This window comes from Dehalococcoidia bacterium (assembly GCA_035310145.1).
Taxonomy (GTDB): Bacteria; Chloroflexota; Dehalococcoidia; order CAUJGQ01; family CAUJGQ01; genus CALFMN01.
Map to the genome: position 1 here is coordinate 16,507 of DATGEL010000083.1, position 22,044 is coordinate 38,550.

Consider the following 22,044-nt stretch of genomic DNA (forward strand, 5'->3'; position numbering starts at 1 on the left):
CGCACGAGGAATGGCCGGTGGACCTGGCGCTGCTCGGCGTGATCCTGATCATCGGCGTCGCGCTGGCGTTCGACTTCATCAACGGCATGCACGACGCGGCCAACTCGATCGCCACGGTCGTCGCCACCCGCGTGCTGCGGCCGTACCAGGCGGTGATCTGGGCCGCCTTTTTCAACTTCGTCGCCGCCTTCACCTTCGGCGTCAACGTCGCCAACACCGTGGGCAAGGGCACGATCAAGACCAGCATCGTGGACGAGCGGCTGATCCTCGCCGCGCTGATCGGCGCGATCGTCTGGGACATGCTCACCTGGTACTGGGGGCTGCCCAGCAGCTCCTCGCACGCGCTGATCGGCGGCCTGGTGGGGGCGGGCGTGGTCAAGGCCGGCTGGAGCGCCGTGGTGGCGGAGGGACTGAAGAAGACGGGCATCTTCATCGTCGTCTCGCCCATCCTCGGCTTCGTGCTGGCCACGCTGATCGCCTCACTGCTGCGCTTCGTCTTTCGCAACACGCGGCCCTCGCTCGCCAACCCGGTCTTCCGCCGGCTGCAACTGCTTTCCGCCGGCGCCTATTCGCTGGCGCACGGCACAAACGACGCGCAGAAGACGATGGGCATCATCGCCGTGCTGCTCTTCTCCACCGGCCACATGGGCCACACCTTCCATGTGCCGATCTGGGTGATCCTCTCCGCGCACCTGGCGATCGCGCTCGGCACGCTGGCGGGCGGCTGGCGCATCGTGCGTACGATGGGCTCACGCCTGACCACGCTCGAACCGTACGGCGGCTTCAGCGCCGAGACCTCGGCCGCCGCGAGCATCATCTACGCCGCCCGCCTGGGCGTGCCGGTCAGCACCACGCACACGATCGCCGGCGCGATCGCGGGCGTCGGCTCGGCGCGGCGGGCCTCGGCGGTGCGCTGGCGGCTGGCGCAGTCGATCGTCTGGGCCTGGATCGTGACCATTCCCGCCGCGGCCGTGGTGGCGGCCGCGGCCTGGCTGCTGCTGCGGCTGCTGCCGGGGGGCTGATGAGGTGACAGATGACAGGTAACAAGTTGCAGGGGAGCAGCAGCGGGGACTGTTCCCTGTCTCCTGTAGCCCGTCAGCTGAGACGGAGGCGCGGCCGATGACCTGGGCACGGCTCGGGCGAGAGGCATTGCTAGGCTTGCTGGCGCTCGTCTGCGCGGCCGTCGTCATCCTGCCCATCCTCTGGCTGACCAACCTGGCCTATCACGCGGGGCTGTACGCTCTGCTGATCGCCATCTGCGCGGCGGGCGTCGTGCTGCTGGCCTACCAGGTGCGGCTGCGCCCGGCCCTGCGCGAGCCGGCCTTCCGCGCCGCGGCGGGCATCGCCGAGGCCTTGCGCGGCCCGGAGGTAGAGGCGCCGCAGCGGTCCTCGGACGCGGCCTTCCGCGTCTGGGGCGGCGTGCCGATCGCCCTGCTGCACGTCAGCCTGCACCGCCCGGCCGACGGTACCCCCACGGCGCTGGCGGAGACGCTGTGCCGCTACGTGCGCGAGCGCGCCGCGCACACGGCGACGTTGAACTGGGCGCTCAGCGAAGTGGGGGGCGAGCGCTTGCTGCTGCTGCAGGAGCCGGAGCAAACCGCGGCGCCGATCGCGCCGCTGCGCGGCACGCTGGCCAGCACCTGCCGGCTCGAACAGAGTTTCTACCATCTGTGGAGCGTGAACGGTCCGGCCAGCTATGAGGAGCCGGTCGCCTTCGCCACGGTGCTGCTGGCGCAGGCCGTCTCCGGCCATGAGCCGGAGTTGCACGACCTCGCGGTACGCATGGCCGAGCGCGTGGCACAACTGCCCGATGTCGCGGGCGTCGAGGTCTTACAGAGCGAAGCGCGCGGCACCGAGCCGCCCTACTTCCTCTGGCTGGCGGCCGGGCGCTCGCGCGCCGTGCGGCGGCGGGTCTACCTGGCGCTGGAGCCGGCCTCAGCAGCACAGGGCATCGCCTGGTCGATCGATCGCTACGACCTGCTCGCCTGCGACGCCTACGCCACGCTCGAAGGGAGAGCGGAGGGCGCGGGGCTGCGGGCGTAGGCAGGAAGAATGAGAGGAGCGAAACGAGTCACCCCACTCGTTCGTCGGCCGCCCGGCCGGGCGGCAGGCGCAACGTCCGTCTGGCCGTGTCTCCGCGTGTGTCGATCGGCGCCGGATGATGTACTGTAGCCCTGTGCCGCGCCGCAGATCGCGCGGCAGCGGGGAGCGCGGAGCATGCCTGGTCCGCTGGCCCTGGCAGGCTCCGGCGAATTTCTGCCGGAGATGGAAGCGACCGACCGGCTGCTGCTGGACGCGGCCCTGCCCGCGGCGGGATATGCCCTGATCGTACCCACTGCCTCGGCGCTGGAGCCGGGCATGCCGGAGGAGTGGGCGGATCGCGGCATCAAGCACTTCCGCGACCGGCTCGGCATTCCGGCGCAGGCGGCGCTGATCCTCGACTATGAGATGGCCGACGAGCGTTTCGTGCCACTGGTACAAGCAGCTCGTTTGATCTACTTCTCCGGCGGTAACCCGCAGCACCTAGTGAAGAGCATGGGCGGCAGCGCCTTCTGGGCGGCGGTGCTGGCACGCTGGCACGAGGGCGCCGCGCTGGCCGGTTGCAGCGCCGGCGCGATGATGCTGGGCGAGGTGCTGCAGAACATCGTCGGCCGCTCGGCGGAGACGCCCATAGCGCTGGGCGTGCTGCCGGGCATCAGCGTGATCCCGCACTTCGATCGCATCGAACAGTTCCGCCCCGGCGCCCTGGCCGCCGTGCGCGAGCGCCGGCCGCGGGGCATTACGCTGCTGGGTGTCGATGAAGTCACCGCCGCGATCTGCATCGACGGCGCCTGGTCGGTGAGCGGGCGCGGCAAGGTGCTGATCGTCGGCGATGACGGCGAGCTGACCTGCAGCGCGGGCGAACGGCTGCCGCTGGCCTTACCGGCGACGGCGGGCTGAGCGTCGTCGCGAATCCGCCAGACGCACAGCCCCCCCGCGGGCGGATTCTCGACGATAATCGTGGTGCATTCCGCCGCTGCACGGTATCGGTGACAGGTGACAGGCGCCAGTCTCGGCCACCACCCCTGTGCCCCGTCACCTGTCATCTCGGGCGGGAGAAGTCATGGGTCCGTTCCAGTTCTTCAACACGCTGAACCGCCGCGTCGAGCCGTTCGCCCCGCTGCGGCCGCCCGCGGTGCTGATGTACACCTGCGGACCGACCGTCTACCGCCCGGTGCACATCGGCAACCTGCGCTCCTACCTGATGGCCGACTGGTTGCGGCGCGCCCTGGCCCGCGGCGGCTACGAGGTGCGCCAGGTGGTGAACATCACGGACGTTGGCCACATGCGACAGGAGCAGCTCGACCGCGGCGAGGATAAAGTTGTGGCCGCGGCGCTGGCTGCCGGGCAGACGCCGGCCGAGATCGCCGCCTTCTACACGCGCGGCTACCTCGACGACCTGCAGACGCTGCACATTCTGCCCGCGGCCGTGAACCCGAAGGCCACCGAGCACGTGCCGGAGATGATCGCCCTGACCCAGCGGCTGCAGGAGCGCGGGCACGCCTACGTGGCCGGCGGCAACGTCTACTTCGACGTCGGCTCCTTCCCGCGCTACGGTCAGCTATCGGGCAACACGCGCGGCGAGGCGCTGGCCGAGGGCGTGCGCGTACAAACCGACCCGCTGAAGCGCGACCCGCGCGATTTCGCCCTCTGGAAGGCGGCGGAGGCCGATCGCACGCTCAAGTGGCCGAGTCCCTGGGGCGACGGCTTCCCCGGCTGGCACATCGAGTGCTCGGCGATGGCGATCAAGCACCTCGGCGCCCAGCTCGATCTGCACACCGGCGGCGTGGACAACATCTTCCCCCACCACGAGGACGAGTGCGCCCAGAGCGAGGCGGCGACCGACCTGCGCTTCGTCGGGCACTGGCTGCACGGCCAGCACCTGCTCGTGGACGGCCTGAAGATGGCGAAATCGACCGGCAACGCCTACACGCTGGCAGAGCTGGCGGCGCGCGGCTTCGATCCGCTCGCCTTCCGCTATCTCTGTCTCACCGCGCACTACCGCCATCAGCTGAACTTCACCTTCGAGGCGCTGCGTTCGGCGCAGCAGGCGCTGAGCCGCCTGCGCGAGCGCGTCTCACTGGCGGCGCCGCGCGCCGATGCCGCCTGGGCGCGGCCCTGGCTCGAACGCTTCGAGGCGGCGCTTGAGCACGACCTCAACCTGCCGGAGGCGCTGGGCGCGGTCTGGCAGATGCTGCACGCGCCCGGCGAGGAAGCGGCCAAGGTCGCCGCCCTGCTCGAGGCGGACACGGTGCTTGGGCTCGACCTTGAGGCGGCACGCGAGGAGCGGCTGCCCGCGCCGATCGCCTCGCTGGTGCACGTGCGTGAGCGTGCCCGGCGGCACCACGACTTTGTCCGTGCCGACAGCCTGCGCGAGGTGCTTCACGCCCGGCAGTTCGAGGTACACGATCGCGGCGACTCGACCTTCGCGCTGCCGCATCCGCCGCCGCCCGCCGAGCAGGGCGTCACCCGCGCGGAGGAGATCGCCTCGCGCCTGCACGAGCCCGACGCCTGTGAGGTCACCATCGGCCTGGTCATCAACAACGCGGCGGATGATCTGCTGCGCTGCGCCCGCAGCATCCTCAGCGCCTGCGCCGGGCGCGCCTTCGAGCTGCTGGTGATGGACAACGGCTCGACCGACGACACCCGCGCCCGGCTGGACGAGCTGGCCTCGGCCGAGCCGCGCCTGCACGTGATCCGCGCCGACCACAACCTGGGCGAGGGCGCCGGCCGCAACGCCGTGTTGAAGCAGGCGCTCGGGCGCACCGTCGTGCTCGTGGACACCTGCATCGAGTTCAGCGGCGACCCGCTCGGCCCGCTGCTGGCGGCGCTGGAGCAGCCCGGTGTGGGCGCGGCGGGCGCCTACGGACTCGTCGCCAACAGCCTGCACTGCTTCGACCCGGCCGAGGGCGAGCCGATCGACGCGCTCGAAGGCTACCTCGTCGCCCTGCGCCGCGCCCGCGTGGCCGAGGTCGGCCTGATGGACGAGAAGTACCGCTTCTACCGCAACCTCGATCTCGACTACAGCTACCAGATCCGCGAGCACGGCCTGCGGCTCGCCGCCGTGCCGAACCTGCCGCTGATCATGCATCCGCACCGCGTCTGGCACAGCCTGAGCGATGAGCAGCGCGACTCGCTGAGCAAGAAGAACTTCAACCGCTTCCTGCACCGCTGGCGCGAGCGCGCCGGCCAGCGCGTGGCCGTGGCCGGCGGCGCCGGCAGCCAGCGGTGAACGAGCCGCCGCTGCGTGTGCTCTTTCTCACGCCGTATTACAAGCCCTATCTCGGCGGCATCGAGCGGGTGATCGAGCGGCTTTCGGCCGGCATGCGGCGCCGCGCCGACGTCGCCGCCGTCGGCGTGCTCACCACGCACTTCGAGTTTCCCCGCCACTGGATGGAGGGGCTGCCGGCGCGCGAGCGGATGGACGGCGGCGTCGAGATCATCCGCCTGCCGGCCTGGCCCAGGGTGGCGCCGCCGTACTTCTCCGTGCCGCTCGTCTGGTTTCCGCCGCGGGCGATCGGCGCGGCAATCCGCGCCTTCCGCCCGAACGTGCTGCACTGGGTGGGCGACGGCTGGTTCTGGGGGCATTACTTCAGCGCCCGCAGCGCGCCGCCGGGCACCGCCGTGATCTTCTCGCCCTCGTTCCACACGCTGACGCGGGACAAGTTCTGGCTGCAGCCGGTCAACATCGCGCTCTGCCGCCGCGCCGACCGCGTGACGGCGCTCTCACCGCTGGAACGGCGCGCCGTGCATCGCACCTACCATGTGCCAGCGCGCAAGCAGGTGGTCGTGCCCTGGGGCGTCGATCCGGACGATGCGCCGCCGGAGCCGCGGCCGGCAGGCGCGCCGCTCACCGTGCTCTGCGTCGGCCGCCTGGGCGAGCACAAGAACCAGCAGTTCCTGATCGAGGCCTTCGCCGCCGCCCAGCCGCGACTGCAGCGGCCGGCGCGGCTGGTGCTCGTCGGGCGCGACGAGGGCGGGCAGCAGGCGATCGAGCGCCAGGTCCGCGACCTTGGCCTTGCAGACAAAGTCCTGATCACGGGCGAGCTGACGGACGCGGAAGTGCGCGCCTGGTACCACCGCGCGGACCTCTTCGCTCTGTTCTCACACTACGAGGCGTTCGGCCTGGTCTTCTTCGAGGCGATGGTCGCCGGCGTGCCCGTGCTCACGCATCGGGTGGGCGCCAACGCGCAACTGCTGCGCGAGGGCGCCACCGTCTGCCCGGAGCACGATCGCGCCGCCGCGACGGAGAGCCTGGTGCGGCTGCTCAACGATGACGCGGAACGGCAGCAACTCGGCGCCCAGGCGCGCCGCTACGCCACGACCTTCACCTGGCCGCCGGTGCTGGAGCGCTTCGTCGGCCTCTACCGCGAGGCGCTGGCCGAGCGTGAGGCAACAGGGAACCGGGAATAGAGGCTGTGGGGCGCAGCATTCGGCCGAGGAACAAGAACCCCTATTTCCTCTTCATTCGGCAAATGGACGACGCCGCGCCGCCGGTTAGCGGAACGCGGGCATCACCTGCCGCGCTACCAGCTCCATGCTGCGCACGGCGTCGCGCGGGCGCTGGCCGGGGAAGATCGCCCACCAGAAGACGCGCTCGATCGGCGCCACGGCCAGTGTCTCGCGCAGCGAGGCGACCGCCTGCTCCGGCGTGACGAACATCTGCGGGCTGCGGGCGCGCAGGTCGGCCACGCTGTGCGGCGGCGTCTGGCCGGCGACGCTCATGCCCGCGGCGCTGAACCACTGCTGATACTGCTGCGCCCGGTGCAGCGCGAACTCGCCCAGATCAGCCCAGGCCTCGTCCGGATCCTCCACCACCGCCGTCCAGCGCGTGCCGGCGGCGATGTGCGGCCGCTCCGCCTCTTCCGGTCGGCCGGCCTCGCGCAGGGCATCGCGGTAGGCGGCGATCAGCGTGGCGCCGGCGCCCGCCAGCAGCACGCCGTCGCCCTCGCGCGCCGCGCGGCGGATGGCGGGCTCGCTGAAGCCGCCGAACCAGATCGGCGGATGCGGCCGCTGCACGGGCTTCGGCGTGACGCGCAGGTTCTCGTAGTGGAAGTGGCGGCCGCTGAAGCTGAAGGTGTCTTCCGTCCAGGCCTGCTTGATCACGGCGATCGCTTCGTCCGTGATGCGGCCGCGACGGTGGTACGCCTTGCCCAGCGCCTCGAACTCATCCGCCTTGTAGCCCACGGCCGGGCCGAAGATGAAGCGCCCGCTGGAGATCACGTCTACCGTGGCGGCGTCTTCGGCGATGCGGATCGGGTCGTGCAGCGGCAGCAGGAGGATGTTGGTGCCGATCGTCACGCGGCTGGTGCGGGTGGCGATCGCGGCGCAGATCGGCAGCAGCGAGGGCGAGTAGCCGTCTTCGACGAAGTGATGCTCGCTGGTCCAGATGTCGTCGAAGCCCAGCGCCTCGGCCTGCTGGATGTGCTCGAACGTCTCGGCGTAGAGCCGATCTGCCGGCTGCTGCCGGCGCGGCGGGTTGCGGAAGTCGTACCAGAGGCCGAACTTCAACGGCATCGCGTCTGCTCCGCGGGAGGTGACGGGTGACTGGTGACAGGTTACAGGTGAGCGAGAACAGGGAACAGGGATTGGGCCGGCGGCGCCGGCCGATCGGATCAGCGTGCAGGCACGCCGCCACAAGCCAGCCATCTGTCGTCATCCAGCGGCAGACACGGATCGCCAACCACTGCGCTGGTCCAACCTCCTCAATCCTGTAACCTGTCACCTGTAACCTGTCACCTTGCAGGGCGATCGATGTCCGAGCACCAGGTCGAGCGCCGGGCTGCCGAGGCGGCGGCGCAGGCGGAAGACACTTACCGTCTGCGCGTCACCGATGCCGTGCTCTCCGAGCTGGTCGGCGTCTGCGACGACAGCGATTTCAGCATGGCCGTGACCGTGCAGGCGGGCGGCTTCCTCGTCAGCGGCGTGCTGGTGAGCATGGTTGCCTACTTCCGCGGCCTGGCGGAGCTGGTGCGCGGCGCCGGCGGCGGCGAAGCGCCGCAGGAGACACTTGAGGCGGTGGCCGGGCTGTTCGACGGCTTCGGCGGGCAGCAGGAGGCACGGCGCGAGCGGCGGCTGCGGCTGCTGCAAAACGAGCGCGCCCCCACCGAGCCGGAAGACCGCGTGCGCCCCGCCTATCTGCACCTGCAGGACGCGCGGCTGATCGGCCCCGGCGGCGAGATCGCCACCGTCCCCTTCTGGCGCGGCCGGCTGGACCACATCGACGCCTTCTGGCTCGGCAGCCTCAGCCTGCGCCCCCCCGGCGCATAGCCAACCCAGCCGAGACGCAGGTTCAGCAGCCGCAATGCCGCCAGTAGATCGTGGTCATCGGCGGCTATCCGGTCGTTCGCTAACGGCACGATGCGGGCGCCGCTGAAGAGCGCCCAGCAGCTCAAGCCGGCATCGAACCGGCTGGGGTAAGCGATGCCCTGGTAGCCGTGCTTGTACGCCCAGCCCGCGATGGCCTGGGAGACTGCGCGGCGACGCGTCACGGCGTCGCCCAGATCAAAATCCTCGAGAGCAAGCTCGGCCCAGCGCGCCGCCAGATTCGCGCGCAGCGCTTCGCGCGTGGAGAAGGCTCGCAGGTCCAGCCATTGCTGGCCGGCCCTGAGAGAGAAGGCGCCGATGCGCCGCGCGGCTAACCAGGCGGACGGCACCGTGCCAGCAGGAGCCTCTTCCGCGGCATCGGGGTCGGCGGGGAGGGACCGCGCCAGGGCGATCGTCCGCACGTCAGGCCGCAGCGGCGCCAGCGTCTCGACGAAGCAGGCAAGCCGCTGTTCTCCGGCATACAACACTTGGAAGCGCCCCGCTGGATCATCGAAGCGGTTCATGCCGGAGTATTCGGGCGGAGGCCACGCCAGTGGATCGGGATAGCGGCCGATGCGGAAGAACGGGCCGGCCGGCACAGCGAGCACGGCACCGGACATCAGCCGCTGTACGCAAAGGCGCGGGCCGCATCCATGACCTTCGCCGGCTCGTGCGTCAGCGCCAGTGCCGGGGATTCGTCCTCAAGCAGAGGATTCATGCCGACAAACCAGGCGCGCACGACGCCGGGATCATCGACCTGGAGCAGGAGTTGCGCGACCTGGAAGGCAGAACGCAGGCGTCTTGCGGCTGCGGGGTGCGGCTCGCGTTCGCCACGCGCCCACTGGCCAACCGCCTTGGCGTCCTTGATGCCGGCGATGACTGCCGTGATCTGCTGACCAAGCACGCTCTGCAAGGCAGCGGCGACCTCGGATATGGCTGCCTTCGTGGCCTGCCGGTGCGCCAGCTGCTCCATCGCCGTCGTCATGGCGGTACCCCACACGCAGAACCAGCACGCGATTCAGGATTAGTATACCGCCAAAAACGTGGCCAGAAATCCACCGCGAAACGCCCGTGCGACCCCATACCACGCGGGCCGGCACATCGACGCCTTCTGACTCGGCAGCCTCAGCCTGCGCCCCGCCCCGCGGTTGAGGTCCTGCGGTCGATGGACGTCCTTCGCTGCTGCTCGCGGCGGCCGGGCGGAATGGTACACTCCGGCTGGCGCGCAGCCAGCGCGGGGAGGCATAGGCGATGACCATCGAGGCCCGTTCCGAGCGCAGCCCCTACGATCCCGCCGCCATCGATGCGGAGACTGCTGCGTTCAACGCAAAGCTCGAAGCGCTGATGGCCGGCGTCACACCGACCTATCTGCGCCAGCCGCAGGAGGTGCGCGACGAGCGCGAGGCGGGCGGCGGCACCTTCGGCCCGATCGTCACCTCCGAGCTGGCGCAGGAGCGCACGATCGCCGGCGTGCCCTGCCGCCTCTTCCTGCCGGAGACGGTGCAGGGCGTCTATCTGCACATCCATGGCGGCGGCTGGGTGCTGGGCCGGGCGCATCACAGCGACGTGCGCAACGAGCGCATCATGCAGAGCTGCAATCTCGCCGTGGTCAGCGTGGACTACCGCCTGGCGCCGGAGCATCCCCATCCTGCCAGTCAGGACGACTGCGAGGCCGTGGGCGCCTGGCTGGTGAAGCAGGCGAAGGCCGAGTTCGGCACGCAGAAGTTGCTGATCGGCGGCGAGTCCGCCGGCGGGCACCTGGCCGCGGCCACGATCCTGCGCCTGCGCAACCGCCACGACTACCGCGGCTTTTTGGCGGCGAACCTGGTTTACGGCGTCTACGACCTCTCGATGACGCCATCACAGGCGAACTGGGGCGAGCGCCACCTGGTGCTGAGCACGCCGACGATGGCCTGGTTCTACGATCACTTCGTGCCGGATGCGAGCAAGCGCCGCGATCCGGACGTCTCGCCGCTCTACGCGGATCTGCACGATTTGCCGCCGGCGCTGTTCACCGTTGGCACGCTCGACCCGCTGCTGGACGACACGCTGTTCATGCACCAGCGCTGGCTGGCCGCGGGCAACCAGGCCGAGCTGGCCGTTTACGCCGGCGGCGTGCACGGCTTCAACGGCATGCCCAGCAGCCTCGGCCGCGCCGCCAACCGCCGCATCGACGCCTTCCTGCAGCGGGCAGTAGTCGGGGCTGCGTAGGCCAGCGCGTTTCGGGTTGTACACTTGAATCCGAGCCTCGCAGGAGGCCGCCCGCCCGATGCCCGACAGCGACCCTGCACTCCTCGACCTCATCCTGCATGCTCGCGAGGAGCGCAACATCGAGTACAAGGGGTCGAGCGGCCAAGAGCCCTTTGCATGGGGAGTCGACGCCGTCAACTCACGCATCGCCCGCACCACGATGGCGATGGCGAACATCGGCGGGGGCAGCATCGTTATCGGCATGGATCAGGTGGCTCCGGACGCCTGGGAGCCGAACGGCGTCAGCGACGAGGTTGACGCAAGCTATCAGCAAGACCGGGTGCAAGAGTACGTGAACGGTCGGGCGGACCCGTTTGTCGAACTCGCTGTCCGCCATGTGGGCTGGGAAGAGCGGCGGTTTGTGATCGTCCAGGTCAACGGTTTCCGTGAGCTGCCGTTGGTCTGCACGCGCAACGGCATGCATCTGCGCGAGGCGGCGATCTACACGCGCACCTACGCCAGACACGAGTCGGCGGAGATCCGTACCCAATCGGAGATGCGCGAACTGCTCGACCGCGCGATCGCGGTCGGCGTCGAGCAACGCCTGCAGCCGATCATCGCGGCCCTGCGCGGGCTGATTAGCCCGCAGACCCAGCCGTCGGACGCGAAGCGCTTCGAGCAGCAGCGAGGGAACCTGTGACCACCACCATCTCCGAGACCGATGGCCGTCTTGCCCGCATCCACGAGACGGGTTATTGGCGTGTGCTTGTCCACCCCACGGTATTCGAAGAGCGCCGCATTCCCACGTTGCGTGACTGCGAGAAGCTCATCGAAGCTGCCAGCGTTCGCCTGAGGGGCTGGGACTACCCCCACGTCGACAACAACGGGTACGACCGCGGCGAGGACTTCATCCAGTCCGGCAGCGACTTCGGTAACCATGTCGAGCTGTGGCGGATGTACCAGAGTGGGCAGTTCGTGCATCAATTTGCTATGCGGGGTGATCGGGTGCCGATGTCATCCGAATCCGCTCATCACCGAGAGAATCGCGCTCCGGGCTCGCCTCATATCAATTTCATCGACGTGCTCTACACCCTGACGGAGATACTGGAGTTCTCCAAAGGGCTGGCGTATCGAGGCGTGCTCGATTCCGCGGGCAGTCTGCGCATCGAACTGAACGGCACCAAGTCGCGAATGGTGAGTGCTCCTACGGGTCGTATGATCCACGGCCGATATGTGGCCGATCAGGACTCGATCGGATGGTCGGCGACCCAGCCTGCCGCAATACTAATCGCGGACGCTCCCCGTCTCGCGGTTGATGCAACCATTCGCATCCTGAAGCGCTTCAATTGGCCGGAGCCACCGCGCGCTTTGCTTGAAGAAGAACAGCGTCGTTTCCTTGAACGACGATTGTAGAACGGAAGATCGCCCGTGAAGTACAAGCCGTTTTGCAAGACGAAGCGGCCGCGGCGCCGGCAGGTGCACCTGCCGGGGCTGCCGTTTCCGATCACCGTCGTGCCCGACGAGGAGATGGCGAAGGCCGACTGCATCATCTGCATGCCGGACGAGGGGCCGGCCTACTTCACAGACGATGTGAAGACCGACTGCGCTGTCTGCGGCCGGCGCATCAAGCACCGGCCCTACATGCCCGCCTCGGTGAAAAAGGTCTGCATCGACTGCTTTGCCATCATCGCCGAGAAGGAGAAGGCAGAGGAAGAGCAGGGACCGCAGGTCGACGCGCCGTAGCGCTGCGTCTCAGTCCGGCGTCGCTCGCTCAGCCGCGGTCGAACAGCGCGGCGGCGCGCTCGCGCGGGGCTGCGCGCAGGCGTGCCGTCTCTTCCTCGTCCAGGCGATACGTCTCCGGGTCGAGTACCACGCCGTAGTCGTCGCGGGCGCCGCGCACGCTCACGAACCCTTCGAGCACGTCCTGGCGCACGCGCGCCGGCTCGCGCAGGAACGGATCGCCCCAGCCGCCGCCGCCCGTCGTGACCACGCGCAGCAGGTCGCCGGCATCCAGGGCGATGTCGTCGCCGATCGGCGGCAGCAGGCGTTCGCCCGGCGTGCCGGGGTTGAGCACAAAGCAGCCCGGCCGCGCCGCGCGCCCGCCGTTCACGCCGAAGCAGGGATATTTGACGTTGTCCATGCGCGTGGCCAGCACCGTGCCGCTGCCCAGTACGCGCACCTCGCGCACCACGCCGCAGCCGCCGCGCCAGCGCCCCGGCCCACCCGAGTCGGCGGCGATCGCGTAGCGCTCCACCAGCAGGCCGTGCTCGCGCTCCAGGAACTCGACGGGGAAGTTCTGCTGCACGGTGAAGTAGATCGCGCTGGCGCCGTCGCCGTCGGGCCGGGCGCCCAGGCCCGCGCCCACGCCCTCGGAGCAGACGTCGAACGCACCGGTGCGCTCGTCCAGCAGGCGCAGCGTGTAAATCACGTAGACGGGCGAGTTGGCCGCGGCCTGCCCATTCGTCGCCACGCTCAGCACGCCGAGCATGCAGCCGCTGATGCGCTGGCGCACGTGGCTGCGCAGGCCCGTGGCCGCCGGGAAACGCGGCTGCGTCACCGTGCCCGGCTTCGCCGCCAGCTCGTCGATCGTGTGCAGCAAGCCCTCGTTCAGCGGCAGCGTCGGGTCGAGGCCCATCAGGTAGCGGCCGAAGAGCAGGTTCAGGTAGCCCAGCGTGACGAGGAAGTTGATCGGCCCCTTCGCCTGCGGGCCGCTCTCGCTGATATCGGCGGTCACGCGGTCGCCACGCCGGCGCAGCGTGAGCGCGACTTTGTACGACTGGCCGGAGTTGCCGTCATCGTCGGCGAAGTCGTAGAAGGCGTGCTCGCCCTCGGGCACCAGCGATCGCAGCAGCGACCGCGCGGCCGTGCCGGTGCGGTGGATCAGGTCGTCCAGCGCGGCGAGCACCGTCTCGCGGCCGTGGCGGCGCAGCAGCTCCTCCAGCCGCTCGACGCCGAGACGGCAGCTCGCCATCAGGGCGCGGGTGTCGCCTTCGAGGTCGGCGGGGAAGCGTGAGTTGGCGAGCAGCACACGGTATGCCTCGTCGTTGAGCACGCCGCCGGCGAAGATGCGGATCGGCGGCACGCGTGTGCCCTCGTGGAAGATCTCCGTGGCGCCCGGCGAGATGCTGCCAGCACGCGTGCCGCCGATGTCACGGAAGTGCCCAAAGGTGGCCGAGAAGGCCACGACTTCGCCCGCGTCGAACACGGGCGAGATGAAGACCATGTCGCCCAGGTGCTGGATCGCGCCCTGCGAGAGATACGGGTCGTTGTACCAAAAGACGTCGCCGGGGCGCAGCGTCTCGATCGGGTACTGGCACAGGACGGGCTCGATCAGGCCGGGCGCGGTGAAGGAGACGTGCGCGGCGAGCAGGCGGCCGCGCGCGTCAAACAGGCCGACGAAGAAGTCCTTCTTCTCCTTGATCATGGCGGACATGGCGGTGCGGTTGATCAGCACCTCCATCTCGTGAATCGCCGCGGTCAGGGCGCCGTTGATCAGCTCGCTCGTCACCGGGCTGACGGCCATGCTCCGCCTCCTTCGCCCGCGCCGGCCGGCGACCGGCGTCCCGTTCCCGCCGCGACGCCATCGTGCCACATCCTCACGCCTGCGCGTAGACGAGTTGCACGGCGCCGTCGGGAAAGGCGCGCTGGCGTTCCAGGCGCAGCGACCGCGTCACCCCGCCGGAAGCGAAGAGGTGAACGCCAGCGCCCGCCAGGATCGGCAGGATCACCAGCCCCAGCCGGTCGACCGCGCCGAGGTCGAGGAACCCCTGGATCACGCGCGGCCCGCCAAGCAACTGCACGTCGCCATTGACACTTCCACCGCGCAGCTGCTTGAGCAGGCCCGCCGGGCCGCCCGGTACGGCCACGACGTCTGCATGCCGCCTCTCGGGCAGCGGGCGCGAGGTGAGGACGTAGACCCGCAGGTTCGGCCACGGCCAGCCGCCCTGCTCGGTCCAGTAGGCGTGACCGAAGTCGAAGCTGGTACGGCCCACGACGACAGCCTCGCAGCCCTCGATGAACTCCGGGTAGCCGTGCGAGTGCCCCGGCACGAACGTTGGCATCGAGTTCCAGATGGGGGAGCCGTCGGCCGTCGCCATCAGCCCGTCGAGGCTAACGCCGATGTGAGTGCGGATCAGCATGATGATCGTCCCCGCTTGTTCTATGCGCGGCTGTCTCCGCCTGGCGAAGGTTCCCGATTGAACCATCGCCGACCCGCGCCGGCAGATGAGAGCCGGTCAGGCGTTGGCGTGCTCGCGCGCCAGCGCCGCGCCCAGCGCGTCCAGCAGCTCGGCCGTCCCGTGCTCGCGCAGGGCGGGATCGTCGTAGCCGTCGAGGAAAGCGCCCTGCTCGGTGTAAATGAGCCGCGTGCCATCGCCCGCCGGCTGGAGCTCGACCGTGGCCAGCGAGGCCGAGATCCGCGTCTCGTCCATGTACATGTCGTAGCTGGAGATGATGCGCTCGTTCGGCACGATGTCGTGGTAGCGGGCTTCGAAGGTGTGCACCGGGCCGCCCCTGGGGACGCCGCTGACGCGCTCGCGGCCGCCGACGCGGAAGTCGAGCTCATGCGGGCCGGGTTGCCACTCATCTGGACCGGCGAACCAGCGGGCCTTGGCCGCGGGATCGGCCCAGGCGGCGAAGACGCGCGCCGGCGAAGCGGCGTAGGTGCGCTCGATCACGAAGGTCGCGTGGGTGACAGATCGCTCGGACATGACGTACTCCTTACTGTTCCGGTTGGTCGGGGTGCTGCGCGAGAAAGTCGCCGAGGCGGTCGAGGCGCTGCTCCCAGAGCGTGCGGCGCGCGGCGATCCAGCGCTCGGCCAGGCTCAGTGCGGCGGGATCGATACGGCAGGTGCGCACCCGCCCCAGCTTCTGCGAGCGGACCAGCCCGCTCGCCTCCAGCACCTGCAGGTGCTGCACCACCGCCGGCAACGACATGGGCAGGGGCCGCGCCAGCTCGCTGACCGAGGCCGGCCCGCGGCTCAAGCGCTCCACCATGCCGCGGCGGGTCGGGTCCGCGAGCGCCTGGAAGATGCGGTCGAGCGCGGTGTATTGGTTAACCATCTTCTTAAGTATTGCGCCGAACAGTGGCCCTGTCAAGGCACTTCGCTCAGCGCAGCGGACGTAAGGCCGGAGTCAGCGGCCATTCGCAAGGTTGGTGGATCCGGCGCCGTGCGCGGCTGCGCGGAAGCCGCGGAGTGGGCATGATGCGAGGGTGAACCCCGCGCGCCCGCGCCTCTATCTCGATGAAGACGTGCCCGTGCAGATCGCGCCGCCGCTGCGCGCCGCCGGCTTCGACGTGCTCACCACGCGCGAGGCCGGCCGCTTGCAAGCCAAAGACCCGGACCAGTTAGCGTTCGCCGCGGCTGAAGGGCGGGTGCTCGTCACGCGCAATCGCAATGACTTCCTTGAGCTGGCCGATCAACTCGGCTTCGCCGGCGGACACCATGCCGGTGTGCTGATCCTCTCTCCCACCTTCGCCGACGAGGACTACGGTGGCATGGCACGAGCGATCGCGGCGTATCTGCGACGGTTTCCGGAGGGGATGCCGGCAGACCTCACCGATTTCGTAAGCCCGCTGCGCCGAGATTGAGCTACCGATCGAGGTCGCTGAGAATCTGTCTGATCAGGGCCGGCGTAATCTTCTCCGCCGCTTCCAATCGACGAGCGATCTCCCACTCGCGCGCCAGGCGCTGGTCGATCTCCTCGGGGAAGGCGGCGTAGAAGTCTAGCCCGGCCTGGAGCTGCTCCGGCGTCATCCACGAAAAGTAGTCGGCCAGCCTCGCCCGGTCGCGATCGACGCCCAGCCAGACCTCGATCAGCTCGAAGACGTCGAGCCCGGTGCCCGAGATGCGGGCGCGCCGCCCCGCCGGCTCATCCACATAAAAGATGCCGGGCACACGGGCCAGCTTCTCGGCCTCTGTCAGCGCGGGTGTCGTCATGCCGCAAGTGTACCAGTTCCGTGCGGCGCCGCAGCCGCTATGATGAAGCGGCCGGCGGTCCGGCCTGCGGAGGAATGGCGATGAAACTCGGCCTTGCGATCGGCTATTCGGGCGCGGAGCTGCGCCTGCCCATGGAACGCTTCCTGCTCGCCGAGCGGTTGGGGTACGACTCGCTCTGGACCGCCGAAGCCTACGGTTCGGACGCGATCACGCCGCTGGCCTACATCGCCGCGCTGACGCAGCGCATCCGCCTGGGCACCGGCATCATGCAGCTCGCCGGGCGCACGCCGGCGATGGCAGCGATGCAGGCCGCCACGGTCGATGCGCTCTCCGGCGGCCGCGTGATCGCCGGGCTCGGCGTCTCCGGTCCGCAGATCGTGGAAGGCTGGTACGGCCAGCCCTGGGGCAAGCCGTACTACCGCATCCGCGACTACGTGCAGATCATGCGCAAGATCTTTTCCCGCGAAGGGCCCGTGAGCCATGCGGGCCGCGAAATATCATTGCCCTATACCGGCGAAGGCGCGATGGGCATCGGCAAGCCGCTGAAGAGCATCCTGCACATGAACCCGAAGTTGCCGATCTGGCTGGGCACCGGCACCGAGTCGAACGTCAAGCTCACCGCGGAGCTGGCCGACGGCTGGCTGCCGCTGGGCTTCGTGCCCGGCAGCATGCAGACCTACCGGCCCTGGCTTGAAGAAGGCTTCCGCCGCGCCGGCGGCGGCAAATCGCTCAAGGACTTCGAGATCCAGGCCAGCACCACGGTCACGATCACGGACGACGTGCGCGAGGCCTTCCGCAGGATGAAGCCGCAGATCGCGCTGTACGTCGGCGGCATGGGCCACCGCGACAAGAACTTCCACAACGACATGATGGTGCGCCGCGGCTACGGCGATGCGGCGAAGAGCATCCAGGAACTGTACCTGGCCGGGCGCAAGGCCGAGGCAACGGAGGCGATCCCGGACGAGTACTGCGACGAGATGGCGCTGGCCGGAACGCCGGCGCGCATCCGCGAGCGCTACCGCGCCTGGGAAGACTCCGGCGCCACGGGTCTCACGATCAGCACGGCTCAGGACGAGGCGCTGGAGCTGATGGCCGAGATCGCCCAGGCCGAGCCGGTGAGGTAGGAGATCGCGCCGGGCTAGCCGGCGGCGATCGGCACGCTCGCCTCACCGACCATAACGGCCTGGCCCTGCGCGTTCTCGCAGCGCACCTCGAGCGCCAGACGATCGACTGCGGCGGCGCCGTCCGCTTCGGCGACCTCGGCGATCGGAAAGAGCACGTCATCGGGGTAGACGGGCGCGGTCCACTTCACAGAGTATCGTCCGCCCGCCAGCCAGCGCATGCCGAACGCCTGGCAGAGCAGCTCGCTGGCGTAGGCGGCGTGCATCAGGCCGTGGTCGATCGGCGCGCGGTAGCCAAGCGCCGCGGCGTAGGGCGCGTCATAGTGCACCACGTCGTGGTCGCCGTTCAGCCGGCCGTACCAGTCGATCAGCGCCTGCGAGATCGCGATGCCCTGCTCCAGTTCCAGTCGCGCGCCGGGCAGCATGGCGCCGGTTGGCTCCTTCAGGCGCAGCGGCGTCACCGGCACGCCGCCGGGCGGCTCCGGTCCGGGCCGGCGCATTTCAGGCGTGGTCGCCTGGTGCTCGCGCCGCGGCAGGGTGAAGGTGTTGCTCGCGCGCGTCAGCAGCCGGCCGCCGGCATCCTCGCTGAACTCGGCCCGCCAGGAGACGTACTGGCGGCCGCGGCGTTCGCTCGTCTCCGTGATCTCACCGCTGCCGCTGATGCTCATGCCCGGCGCCCAGGGCTGCAGGAGTTCGAAGGCTGCGTGGGTGAGCACTAGCCCCTGCACCGGCGGAAAGGTGCGGTAGAGCAGCGCCAGCAAAAACAGCGCGGGCGCGGTGGCCGGCGCGAGGGGGCCGGTCTCGCCCGGTGGCGCGTGGTACCAGGCCAGCTCGGCGCCCAGCAGCCGCGCGTACTCGTCCACGACCGCGGCGTCGAGCGTGAACGGCATGGGCGCGAGCCGGGCGCCGGCGCGGAACGCCTCGAACGGCGTGCCCGGCTGCTCGCCTTCCTTCGGGCGGATCGCGGACGGCTGCGTCATGGTCCGAGCCTTCTCCTGTCAGGCGAGGGCCGGGGCGAATGCCCCGCTACGGCGTGCCGGTGGGCACGTCGGTGCCGGCGGGCGGACCGCCCAGGCCGAGCGCGGCCCTGGCGATCTGGTCGAGGGCGCGGTCGTCGATCGGCGGGTGGCTGAGACCGGCGCGCACGCTGCGGTAGTAGCGCTCCAGCGGATGCTCGCGAAACAGGGCGATGCCGCCGCAGATGCGCATGGCGATGTCCACCACGGCGATGGCGTTGTTCGTGGCCGTGTACTTGGCCGCGGCGACCTTGGGGCCGAGCGCCGGGCGCTGCTCACGGAATTCGCTCCAGTCGTCCGCGGCGCCGAACAGCAGCTCGCGCGCCGTCAGCAGCAGGATCTCCATCTGCGCGATGCGGTGCTGAATGCTCTGCAGGCTGCCGATCGGCTTGCCCAGGCCCGTGGGGGCGCGCTCGCGGGCGAAGGCGACGGCGAAGTCGCGCGCCCGCTCGCCGATCGCCAGGTAGACACCGCCCACGCCCAGGGCAAAGTAACTGCCGCCTGGCGCCGCGGGGCTCGGCGCCCCCAGCAGCCGGCGCGAGACCACGTCCGCGTCGGGCACAAAGGCGTCCCCGAGCACGATGTCGTGGCTCTCCGTCGCGCGCATGCCGAGCACGTCCCAGGTCGGCTCGATGCGCACACCACGGTCGTCACGCACCAAAAACTGGCCCACTTCGACGCCCTGCGGCGTGTCGCCGATCGTGGCGAGCACGATGAAGTAGCGCAGGATCGGACTGAGGCTGGTGAACGTCTTGCGCCCGTTGATGCGCCAGCCGCCCTCGACCTTCGTCGCCGTGGTCAGGGGCCGGCCGCCGCCGGCGGGGCTGCCCATCTCCGGCTCGGCGGCGGCGGAGTTGAGCAGGGCGCCCTCCTCCACCACCTCGCGCATCACGCGGCGGTAGAGCGGCTCCGGCCAGTGGCCCGGCTGCGAGGCGTTGGCCACGGACATCAGGTGCATGTTGATGCCCAGCGCCACGGCCTCATCGCCCCTGGCCAGCGCGTTCTGGCAGAGCACGAACTCGAGCATCGAGCCGCCGAGACCACCGTGTTCCCGCGGCACGGTCAGTGTGTGGTAGCCGGCCTCGACCAGCTCGCGGTAGCTCTCGCGCGGGATCACGCCGGCGCGGTCGGCCTCGGCGGCGCGCGGCGCGATGCGCTCCGCCAGGCCGGCGGCCAGCGCCAGCAGCTCGGCCTGCCGCTCGCTGCGAGGAATGCGCATAGAGGCTCCTTCTGAAGCGAGAGAGAACGATAGATCAGCCGCGGGCGCGTGGCCCCATCCTCGGTTCACCTCTCCTGCCCACAATCATAGGGGAAGGGAGCTTGGAGGGCGGTATGGTTGAAGCAGGGCAGTGGGCTTGCGGCCCTCCAGCGGCTACGGCGCCGGCGTCGCCTGGCCGGGGTTGATGATGCCGAAGACGACGGTGACGCTGGCGCTGGCGGAGAGCGAGGACGGCGGCGAAATCGGCGGCGGCGCCACCGTGGGAACCGGTGGCGGGGGTGGCGTTGCCGGTCGTGCCGCGATCGCCGGGATGGGAGCGTTACTGAAGCCCTCCGTGACCGAGAGCACCGGGCCGAGCTGCACGCCCAGCGTAGCGGCGGCGGCGCGGGCCTTCTGCAGTGCATCCTGCGTAGCGCCCCGGATCGCCTGGATGCGCAGCGACTCCGGGTCGGCGATGCTGTACTGCGGCCCGCTCAGGTTCGTCGCGCCGGCGCCGGCCATCGCGCCGAACAGGTCGCCGATCCCCTGCAGGTTCTTTGTCTGCACAGCGATGCCGTTTGTGGCCTCGTAGCCGACGATCTGCGGCGGCGGCGTGGGCTGGCCCGGTTCCGGCTGGGTGAAGGAGTAGCGCGGCGCCACGCTGAAGCCGGAGGTTTGAATGTCGGCGTCGGTGACGCCCAGCGCCTTCAGCGCGGCGATCACGGCGGCGAGGGCGCGGCTGTTGGCGTCGGTGGCGGCGGCCGGCGTGTCGGCATCGCTGACCACGCTGCCGAAGATCGTGGCGGTGTCGGGCGGCTGCGAGGCGGTGGCCTGGCCGCTCACGGTGATCGAGGGCGGCGGGCCGGACGGCGCGGTCTGTGCGGAGACGACGGCGACGCCGCCGAGCAGGGCGGCGCCGGCCAGCAGCGCCAGCCGCGAGGGCCGCGCCCACCTGCCGGTCGCAGTATGGATGCGCCGGCGCCAGGCGTTGCTCCCCATCACCTTACCTCCCTCGCACGCGGACGCCGGCCGGCCTCGGCGCGTGAGCCTACGCAGCTGTTCTGCGAAGAGAATGCTTCGACGGCGCGCGAAGTTGCAGTGATGGCGCACATATCCCTGGTTTCGCAGGCGAAAGCCGTCCTTTCCTGCAAGGAATGGGGGCCTGCAATCTCTCGGCAGCCCCCGACACCCCTTCCCCGCGGGAGCCGGGGCAGCCGATCCTGGGCGAGGCAGGGATGGATCCGCCGTGCACTTACAGATGGTTTCAAAACCGGCTCGGGTTCCCGCTTGAAGGTATGCGATCGCCCGTGAACGCCGGTTTTGAAACCATGTCTTAGCCCGCCAACCCCGCCGTTTTCAGCAGACCCGGCCGCGCCGCCTCAGCGACGTCATGCATCATGGCGAAACGCACGCCGGCACGGCCCTTCATGTGCCGCACCAGCCGGTCCAGCATGCGCATGCGATGGCCGCGGCCGATCACCTGCGGGTGCATGGTCAGCGTGTAGATGCCGCCGGGCACGCGCTCGTACATGAACTCGAACTCTTCGCGCCAGGTCTCCTCCACGTGCGCGGGCGGCGCCATGATCGCGGCGCGGCCGGGCGAATACTCGAACACCGGGAAGTCGTCCAGGATCCAGGAGATCGGCAGCTCGACCAGCGGCGCCGGCCGGCCGAAGCGGAAGGGGCCGGTCGTGTCTCCCGCGTCGCCGAGGCGGCAGAGGTAGGGCGTGAAGTCATCGGCCATCAGGCTGCTGTCGTAGCGGAAGCCGTGCGCCAGCAGCAGATCGAGCGAATGCGGGCTGAGGTCCCAGGAGGGCGAGCGGTAGCCGGTGGGCGGCTTGCCGCAGGCGCGCACGATCGCGTCGATCCCCTTCTGGATGATCGCCTCTTCCTCCTCGCGGCCGAGCGTATTGGGCACCTCGTGGCAGTAGCCGTGGTGGGCGATCTCGTAGCCCGCGGCGACGACCAGCTTCACCTGTTCGGGGAAGCTGTCGATCGTGTGGCCGGGGATGAAGAAGGTGGCGGGAATGCCGTGCTCCTTAAGCAGGGCGAGCACGCGGTAGATGCCGGCGCGTGCGCCGAACTCGCCGCGCGAGAGCGGCGTGGGCGAGTTCTCGCCGCGAAAGAGCCGGCCGCTGAGCGCATCGAAATCGAAGGACAGGCAGACGGTACACTCGTTCATCGCCATCGCATACAGCCTCCCTTGAGCCTGCGCCTACGATCCGTCCGGCCAG

The 22,044-nt window shown here is 69.9% G+C and carries 23 protein-coding genes; 11 read left to right on the top strand and 12 right to left on the bottom strand.

The window, feature by feature from the left end:
- Nucleotides 1-17 precede the first annotated feature (17 nt).
- The 5 genes from VKV26_15715 (at nucleotide 18) to VKV26_15735 (ending at nucleotide 6,453) form a co-directional block, all read left to right on the top strand.
- On the top strand, nucleotides 18-1,022 hold the full coding sequence (locus VKV26_15715) for an inorganic phosphate transporter (GenBank protein ID HLZ71347.1): 1,005 nt from the start codon (nucleotides 18-20) through the stop codon (nucleotides 1,020-1,022).
- 97 nt (nucleotides 1,023-1,119) lie between these two features.
- Nucleotides 1,120-2,043, top strand: coding sequence for a hypothetical protein (locus VKV26_15720; protein HLZ71348.1), 924 nt, complete (start codon nucleotides 1,120-1,122; stop codon nucleotides 2,041-2,043).
- Between the two features lie 174 nt (nucleotides 2,044-2,217).
- Complete coding sequence (locus VKV26_15725) at nucleotides 2,218-2,940, top strand: Type 1 glutamine amidotransferase-like domain-containing protein (GenBank protein HLZ71349.1); 723 nt, start codon at nucleotides 2,218-2,220, stop codon at nucleotides 2,938-2,940.
- Nucleotides 2,941-3,103: 163 nt separating this feature from the next.
- Nucleotides 3,104-5,272, top strand: a complete 2,169-nt coding sequence (gene cysS, locus VKV26_15730; protein HLZ71350.1) for a cysteine--tRNA ligase — start codon at nucleotides 3,104-3,106, stop codon at nucleotides 5,270-5,272.
- Nucleotides 5,269-6,453 (top strand): glycosyltransferase family 4 protein, encoded by a 1,185-nt coding sequence (locus VKV26_15735; protein ID HLZ71351.1) that lies wholly within the window; start codon nucleotides 5,269-5,271, stop codon nucleotides 6,451-6,453. Before cysS ends, VKV26_15735 begins: the two co-directional genes overlap by 4 nt.
- 84 nt (nucleotides 6,454-6,537) lie before the next feature.
- Here VKV26_15735 and VKV26_15740 read toward each other — a convergent pair whose 3' ends face one another.
- The 3 genes from VKV26_15740 to VKV26_15750 all read right to left on the bottom strand — a co-directional run bounded on the left by VKV26_15740 (nucleotide 6,538) and on the right by VKV26_15750 (nucleotide 9,331).
- Entirely contained in the window at nucleotides 6,538-7,557 is a 1,020-nt protein-coding gene (locus tag VKV26_15740) for an LLM class flavin-dependent oxidoreductase (protein ID HLZ71352.1), read from the bottom strand.
- Nucleotides 7,558-8,174: 617 nt separating this feature from the next.
- A complete protein-coding gene (locus VKV26_15745; GenBank protein ID HLZ71353.1) occupies nucleotides 8,175-8,966 on the bottom strand; it encodes an RES family NAD+ phosphorylase in 792 nt (263 codons plus the stop codon).
- The gene (locus VKV26_15750; protein ID HLZ71354.1) at nucleotides 8,966-9,331 is read right to left on the bottom strand and encodes an XRE family transcriptional regulator; all 366 of its coding nucleotides are present in this window, start codon (nucleotides 9,329-9,331) and stop codon (nucleotides 8,966-8,968) included. The genes VKV26_15745 and VKV26_15750 overlap by 1 nt, the downstream gene beginning before the upstream one ends.
- A 266-nt stretch (nucleotides 9,332-9,597) precedes the next feature.
- Between VKV26_15750 and VKV26_15755 the strand changes: the two genes are divergently transcribed.
- From VKV26_15755 to VKV26_15770, 4 genes are read left to right on the top strand one after another with little or no spacing between them, the layout of a single operon-like run.
- A complete protein-coding gene (locus VKV26_15755) occupies nucleotides 9,598-10,557 on the top strand; it encodes an alpha/beta hydrolase (protein HLZ71355.1) in 960 nt (319 codons plus the stop codon).
- Between the two features lie 58 nt (nucleotides 10,558-10,615).
- Nucleotides 10,616-11,236 carry an ATP-binding protein gene (locus VKV26_15760; GenBank protein ID HLZ71356.1) on the top strand — a complete coding sequence of 207 codons (621 nt, stop codon included), beginning with the start codon at nucleotides 10,616-10,618 and terminating at the stop codon, nucleotides 11,234-11,236.
- Nucleotides 11,233-11,949, top strand: coding sequence for a hypothetical protein (locus VKV26_15765; GenBank protein HLZ71357.1), 717 nt, complete (start codon nucleotides 11,233-11,235; stop codon nucleotides 11,947-11,949). The genes VKV26_15760 and VKV26_15765 overlap by 4 nt, the downstream gene beginning before the upstream one ends.
- A gap of 15 nt (nucleotides 11,950-11,964) precedes the next feature.
- Nucleotides 11,965-12,279 carry a hypothetical protein gene (locus VKV26_15770; GenBank protein HLZ71358.1) on the top strand — a complete coding sequence of 105 codons (315 nt, stop codon included), beginning with the start codon at nucleotides 11,965-11,967 and terminating at the stop codon, nucleotides 12,277-12,279.
- A gap of 28 nt (nucleotides 12,280-12,307) precedes the next feature.
- On the opposite strand, the gene VKV26_15775 is transcribed toward VKV26_15770, so the two are convergent.
- The 4 genes from VKV26_15775 to VKV26_15790 all read right to left on the bottom strand — a co-directional run bounded on the left by VKV26_15775 (nucleotide 12,308) and on the right by VKV26_15790 (nucleotide 15,597).
- A complete protein-coding gene (locus VKV26_15775) occupies nucleotides 12,308-14,059 on the bottom strand; it encodes a hydantoinase B/oxoprolinase family protein (protein ID HLZ71359.1) in 1,752 nt (583 codons plus the stop codon).
- Nucleotides 14,060-14,132: 73 nt separating this feature from the next.
- Nucleotides 14,133-14,675 (bottom strand): dihydrofolate reductase family protein, encoded by a 543-nt coding sequence (locus tag VKV26_15780; protein ID HLZ71360.1) that lies wholly within the window; start codon nucleotides 14,673-14,675, stop codon nucleotides 14,133-14,135.
- A 96-nt stretch (nucleotides 14,676-14,771) separates the two neighbouring features.
- On the bottom strand, nucleotides 14,772-15,245 hold the full coding sequence (locus VKV26_15785) for an SRPBCC family protein (protein ID HLZ71361.1): 474 nt from the start codon (nucleotides 15,243-15,245) through the stop codon (nucleotides 14,772-14,774).
- Nucleotides 15,246-15,255: 10 nt separating this feature from the next.
- A complete protein-coding gene (locus VKV26_15790) occupies nucleotides 15,256-15,597 on the bottom strand; it encodes a metalloregulator ArsR/SmtB family transcription factor (GenBank protein HLZ71362.1) in 342 nt (113 codons plus the stop codon).
- 151 nt (nucleotides 15,598-15,748) lie between these two features.
- Between VKV26_15790 and VKV26_15795 the strand changes: the two genes are divergently transcribed.
- Complete coding sequence (locus tag VKV26_15795; protein ID HLZ71363.1) at nucleotides 15,749-16,126, top strand: DUF5615 family PIN-like protein; 378 nt, start codon at nucleotides 15,749-15,751, stop codon at nucleotides 16,124-16,126.
- A gap of 1 nt (nucleotide 16,127) precedes the next feature.
- Here the strand turns inward: VKV26_15795 and VKV26_15800 are convergent, their stop codons facing one another.
- Complete coding sequence (locus VKV26_15800; GenBank protein ID HLZ71364.1) at nucleotides 16,128-16,475, bottom strand: hypothetical protein; 348 nt, start codon at nucleotides 16,473-16,475, stop codon at nucleotides 16,128-16,130.
- Nucleotides 16,476-16,555: 80 nt separating this feature from the next.
- On the opposite strand from VKV26_15800, the gene VKV26_15805 reads away from it, so the two are divergent.
- Nucleotides 16,556-17,599, top strand: coding sequence for an LLM class F420-dependent oxidoreductase (locus VKV26_15805; GenBank protein ID HLZ71365.1), 1,044 nt, complete (start codon nucleotides 16,556-16,558; stop codon nucleotides 17,597-17,599).
- Nucleotides 17,600-17,613: 14 nt separating this feature from the next.
- Here the strand turns inward: VKV26_15805 and VKV26_15810 are convergent, their stop codons facing one another.
- The 4 genes from VKV26_15810 to VKV26_15825 all read right to left on the bottom strand — a co-directional run bounded on the left by VKV26_15810 (nucleotide 17,614) and on the right by VKV26_15825 (nucleotide 21,998).
- Nucleotides 17,614-18,576 carry a MaoC family dehydratase gene (locus tag VKV26_15810; protein ID HLZ71366.1) on the bottom strand — a complete coding sequence of 321 codons (963 nt, stop codon included), beginning with the start codon at nucleotides 18,574-18,576 and terminating at the stop codon, nucleotides 17,614-17,616.
- Nucleotides 18,577-18,622: 46 nt separating this feature from the next.
- A complete protein-coding gene (locus VKV26_15815) occupies nucleotides 18,623-19,831 on the bottom strand; it encodes an acyl-CoA dehydrogenase family protein (protein HLZ71367.1) in 1,209 nt (402 codons plus the stop codon).
- A 153-nt stretch (nucleotides 19,832-19,984) separates the two neighbouring features.
- A complete protein-coding gene (locus VKV26_15820) occupies nucleotides 19,985-20,809 on the bottom strand; it encodes an SIMPL domain-containing protein (GenBank protein ID HLZ71368.1) in 825 nt (274 codons plus the stop codon).
- A 334-nt stretch (nucleotides 20,810-21,143) separates the two neighbouring features.
- On the bottom strand, nucleotides 21,144-21,998 hold the full coding sequence (locus tag VKV26_15825; GenBank protein HLZ71369.1) for a polysaccharide deacetylase: 855 nt from the start codon (nucleotides 21,996-21,998) through the stop codon (nucleotides 21,144-21,146).
- Nucleotides 21,999-22,044: the final 46 nt, after the last annotated feature.